The sequence below is a fragment of the Muriicola sp. genome (assembly GCF_041567615.1).
Lineage (GTDB): Bacteria > Bacteroidota > Bacteroidia > Flavobacteriales > Flavobacteriaceae > Muriicola.
This window is the reverse complement of record NZ_JBFGBM010000198.1, coordinates 1-4,473: the sequence shown is the minus strand read 5'-3', so window position 1 is coordinate 4,473 and position 4,473 is coordinate 1. Positions and strand designations below refer to the sequence as shown.

The window sequence follows — 4,473 nt, the reverse complement described above, 5'->3', positions numbered from 1 at the left end:
TTCCTCATCATAGAGATACAGCACCCAACCCCTTATTACGACGATTCCTACGCTGTGAACTCTGCAAGTCAGGGCCCTTATGGGGACGCCATCACTTACGAGTTGATCCCCTTTATCGAATCCCAGTTCAGGGGGATAGGCGAGGGCTGGTCCCGATTCCTCTACGGTGGGTCTACGGGGGGATGGGAAGCCCTGGCGGTACAGGTAAAGTACCCGGATGAGTACAACGGCTGCTTTGCGGCCTGTCCGGACCCCATCGACTTCAGGGCATACTGTCTGACTAATATCTATGAGGATGAAAACGCCTATTACTACAAAAGCGATTTTGTGGACCTGGAAGTGCCCGCACACAGGGATTACCTGGGGCAGATACAGGGTACGGTCAGGGGCAATAACCATATGGAACTCGTCCTGGGCGACAAGTCGCGCTCCGGCCAGCAATGGGACATTTGGGAAGCCACCTATTCCCCCCAGGGGGAAGATGGATATCCCAAACGCATCTGGGATAAGATGACAGGCGAGATAGACCACGAGGTGGCCGAATACTGGATGGAGAACTATGACCTGAGGTATATCCTTGAACGCGACTGGGATAAATTAGGGGAAAAGCTCAGGGGAAAGATCCATATCTACTGCGGCGATATGGACAATTACTACCTGAACAATGCCGTTTACCTCATGGAAGATTTTCTGGAAAGTACCACAGATCCCTATTACGAAGGGGAAGTGGCCTACGGCGACAGGGCAGAACATTGCTGGAATGGGGATCCGGAGCTGCCTAACCACATCTCCAGGCTGAGGTACAACAGCATGTATGTGCCTAAGATCATGGATCGGATCTGGAAGTCGGCCCCGGCAGGAGCCGATCTGACCAGCTGGAGGTACAAATAATACAGATTAAACTAAAACAGCATGAAATACAGGAGATTTGGACGCACAAATTGGGAGGTTAGTGAGATTGGATATGGCATGTGGGGGATGGGCTCCTGGAAGGAATCGGACGACCGCCTATCGGCCCGGTCCCTCGACCTGGCCGTCGAGCTGGGCCTGAATTTCTTCGATACGGCCTGGGGTTACGGGGAAGGTCATAGTGAAAGGCTTTTGGGAGAACTCCTGAAAAGACACCCCGGGAAAAAACTCTATACCGCCAGCAAGATACCGCCCCGGAATTTTAAATGGCCCGCCCGTCCGGAATACGCCTTTGAGGATTCCTATCCCACGGACCACGTTATGGATTATACCCACCGCACACTGAAGAACCTGGATGTAGAACAGTTAGACCTCATGCAGTTCCATACCTGGGATGATACCTGGGCAGAACGGGAAGAGTGGCAACGTGCCGTGGAAGACCTGAAGACATCGGGGAAGGTGGCTGCCATGGGGATCAGCATGAACCGGTGGGAACCCGAGAACGGGATCAGGGCCCTGAAGACCGGACTGATAGACACGGTGCAGGTGATCTACAATATTTTTGACCAGGCCCCGGAAGATGAGTTGTTTCCACTATGCGATGAGATGGATATTGGAGTGATCGCAAGGGTGCCTTTTGACGAGGGTACGCTTACCGGGAACATTACCAAAGACACAGTCTTTCCCAAAGGCGACTGGAGGGGCACTTATTTCGTTCCCGAAAACCTCATCCCAAGCGCCGAAAGGGCAGACCGCCTCAGGCCCCTGGTCCCGCAGGGTATGACCATGGCCGAGATGGCACTCCGTTTTATCCTTATGAATGACCGGGTAGACACCGTGATCCCGGGAATGAGAAAACAGGAACACGTAAGATCCAATATAGATACTAGTGACGGAAAAGGTCTGGATGATCGATTATACAGGACGTTGCGCTCCCATCGCTGGGACCGGGTCCCAACCTCCTGGTCTCAATAAGTTTTTCGGAATATGGAACGCAAGAGATTTATCGCCCAGGTAGGCATAGCCGCCATCCTCTATGTCCTGATCTCTCTGATCCTCGAGAAGGAGATCACAAAGGAGGTGTTGATCCGGGAATTACGAGACGGAGGGGTCTTTGGCCTGGTCTACGCCTTTTTCCTCTGGGTCTGGAATCGTTTCAAATCAAAAAAGGATTCCTGAATTCTATTTGGCAAACAACTGCCCCATATCCTTAAATGCCTTGAATTCGAGGGCATTTCCCGCAGGATCCAGAAAGAACATGGTCGCCTGTTCTCCTACTTCCCCCTTAAAGCGGATATAGGGTTCAATGATGAACTCAATGCCCTTGGTCTTCAGGTCCTCCGAGAATTCCTGGAAGATATCCCAGGGCAGGACCACCCCGTAATGGGGAACGGGCACATTTTTGCCGTCAACCGGGTTGGTGTGCAGCTCCTCTTCTGATTTAGGTTTGTAGTGTATCACCAGCTGATGGCCGAAGAAGTTGAAATCGACCCAGTGGTCGCTGCTGCGCCCTTCGGAACAATTGAGTACGTCTCTATAGAACGTACGGCACTCAGCCAGGTTATGGACGGGAATGGCAACGTGAAAGGGTGTGATTGTCGACATACAATGAGATCTGTTCGTTTGTGTTACTCAATACTTTTTTTGGAGGTATAAATTTAATCCATTTCTAGGAGTTCAGGAAATCCATGACCTGCTCACTCACAAAGTCCTGGTGCATGGAATGACCGTACCCCTTTGTCTTGATCAGCCTGCTGCCTTTCCAATTATTATGGACCTTTTCAGAAGCCCTGAACGGGGCTATGGTATCCAGTTCATCGTGGATGAGCAATCCTTCAATGTCGATGTCTTTGGCGTAAATGCCTGTCGAAAATTCGCGGATCCCAAACCCGAACCTGCCTTTCACATATTTGTCAAGGGCTTGTAATACAGAATCGTTAAACCTGAGGATCTTCTGGTATTGCAGCATGAGGTCTTCCAGGTCTGAAGGTGACCCGATGGTCACGATCTTTTTGAGGGAATTCACAGGGTGCAGGTACTGGTGATAGACCGCGGTGAGTCCGCCCATGGAATGTCCTATGATATAATCGGGTTGATACCGTTCCACCACACTCCTGGTACAGGCGGTATAGCGGACTACGTTCAATATCTTCCCGGTAGAATGACCGTGGGCCGGGGCGTCGAAGGCCAGGATCTCGTAGTGCGCATCCTTCAGGAATCCGATGAGGTTCCTCCACCGGAAAGTATTGCTTTCCCACCCGTGGATCAGGAGCACCTTTTTGCCTTTGCCCGGCCACCTGTAGGTCTGGATCTCCATATCCTCCACTGTTACGCGCTCATAGGCGGCATTGGCCAGAAATTCGCTTTGAATGGGCAGAACTTTCCCCCTCCTGGGGGTGCAGAATAGGAGGTATGCCTTTTGAGCTGCCTTTTTTGGTGCAAGCAGGACCAGCAGGTTAAAATATTTCCCAATGGCGAGGGGCAGAAGCCTTTGAAAAAACCTTTTCAAAATAGAGCAATTACAAGGATTAATCTTGCGCGAATACCTGGGTTTCTGCTTAGTTCCATCCCACCATCATATACTTGATCTTGGCCTTATCCGGGATCTGTATCATGTCGATATCCGTATTTACAAAGCGCAGTTCGGCCGGTAATTCCTCCTTGCTTATCGTAAAGTAAAGGTCGCTGTCCTTGAGCAGCACTACTACGTTGTTCAGGGAAGTGACCACCTTTTTGACATTCAGCTTTTCCCGTATGTCCTTGAATGTACTCTGAACATGGACGCCTTCCGGGGTCATATATCGGGGGTCGATGATCCTGATATTGGCGATTCCGGGAATGCTATCGGTAGTCGGACTCACACTGAGCAGGTGTTTACCGCCCTTTTCATATATTCTGATCACTTCTGAAGAAGTATTTGCCTGGTTTGAATTGTCCGGCCTCACGATGGAATCTGTAGCGAAGAGGGCGTTCAGTTCCGCCAGGGTGGTCGAACTCGAAATAGGTCCAACCCCTCCACCCGAAATACTGAATCTGGGATCGATCTCCTTTTTGCAACTGCCGCCCAGGATGATGATCAATACACTGAAAAAAAAATGCTTCATAAAAAAATTTATTAATAAAAATGGGACATTGGCATGTTCGCCCGGCGCTATTTCATGGCCTTCCTGAGAATTCCGAGGACCCCGCGAATAAAGGTGGCACTGGTCAGCACCTTAACCACCGGATTTTGGCGCGAACTGCTCCTGCGGGAACGGGATGAGGTGGTACGGGTAGTGGCCTTTTCCTCTTCTTCGTCTTTCCTGGCCTTGGCTTCCGCTTTTTCGATCTTTTCATTCAGGATCTCATAGGCGCTCTCACGGTCTATGGTCTCGTTGTATTTCTGGATCAATTTGGAATTATCGATTACCTCCTCTAGCTCTTTCGCAGTGAGTACGTCCATCCGACTCATAGGCGCCCTTAACAGGGTGGCTGCAAGGGGGGTGGGTCGGCCCTTCTCGTCCAGGGCACTGATAAGCGCTTCCCCTATACCCAGGGAGGTCAGCACTTCCTTGGTGTCATAGT

The 4,473-nt window shown here is 50.8% G+C and carries 7 protein-coding genes; 3 read left to right on the top strand and 4 right to left on the bottom strand.

The features are described 5' to 3' along the window. The 3 genes from ABYP73_RS11700 to ABYP73_RS11690 form a co-directional block, all read left to right on the top strand. Positions 1-891 (top strand): alpha/beta hydrolase-fold protein (locus tag ABYP73_RS11700; RefSeq protein WP_372974442.1); only part of this gene is annotated, 891 nt, incomplete at its 5' end. Between the two features lie 21 nt (positions 892-912). Beyond that, complete coding sequence (locus ABYP73_RS11695; RefSeq protein WP_372974441.1) at positions 913-1,884, top strand: aldo/keto reductase; 972 nt, start codon at positions 913-915, stop codon at positions 1,882-1,884. A gap of 12 nt (positions 1,885-1,896) precedes the next feature. After that, on the top strand, positions 1,897-2,088 hold the full coding sequence (locus ABYP73_RS11690) for a hypothetical protein (protein WP_372946129.1): 192 nt from the start codon (positions 1,897-1,899) through the stop codon (positions 2,086-2,088). Positions 2,089-2,091: 3 nt separating this feature from the next. Here the strand turns inward: ABYP73_RS11690 and ABYP73_RS11685 are convergent, their stop codons facing one another. The 4 genes from ABYP73_RS11685 to ABYP73_RS11670 form a co-directional block, all read right to left on the bottom strand. Next, complete coding sequence (locus ABYP73_RS11685; protein ID WP_372946128.1) at positions 2,092-2,514, bottom strand: VOC family protein; 423 nt, start codon at positions 2,512-2,514, stop codon at positions 2,092-2,094. Between the two features lie 64 nt (positions 2,515-2,578). Beyond that, positions 2,579-3,418 (bottom strand): alpha/beta fold hydrolase, encoded by an 840-nt coding sequence (locus ABYP73_RS11680; protein ID WP_372974440.1) that lies wholly within the window; start codon positions 3,416-3,418, stop codon positions 2,579-2,581. Positions 3,419-3,467: 49 nt separating this feature from the next. Then, on the bottom strand, positions 3,468-4,013 hold the full coding sequence (locus ABYP73_RS11675; RefSeq protein WP_372946126.1) for a hypothetical protein: 546 nt from the start codon (positions 4,011-4,013) through the stop codon (positions 3,468-3,470). A gap of 47 nt (positions 4,014-4,060) precedes the next feature. Further along, positions 4,061-4,473 (bottom strand): helicase HerA-like domain-containing protein (locus ABYP73_RS11670; RefSeq protein ID WP_372974439.1); only part of this gene is annotated, 413 nt, incomplete at its 5' end.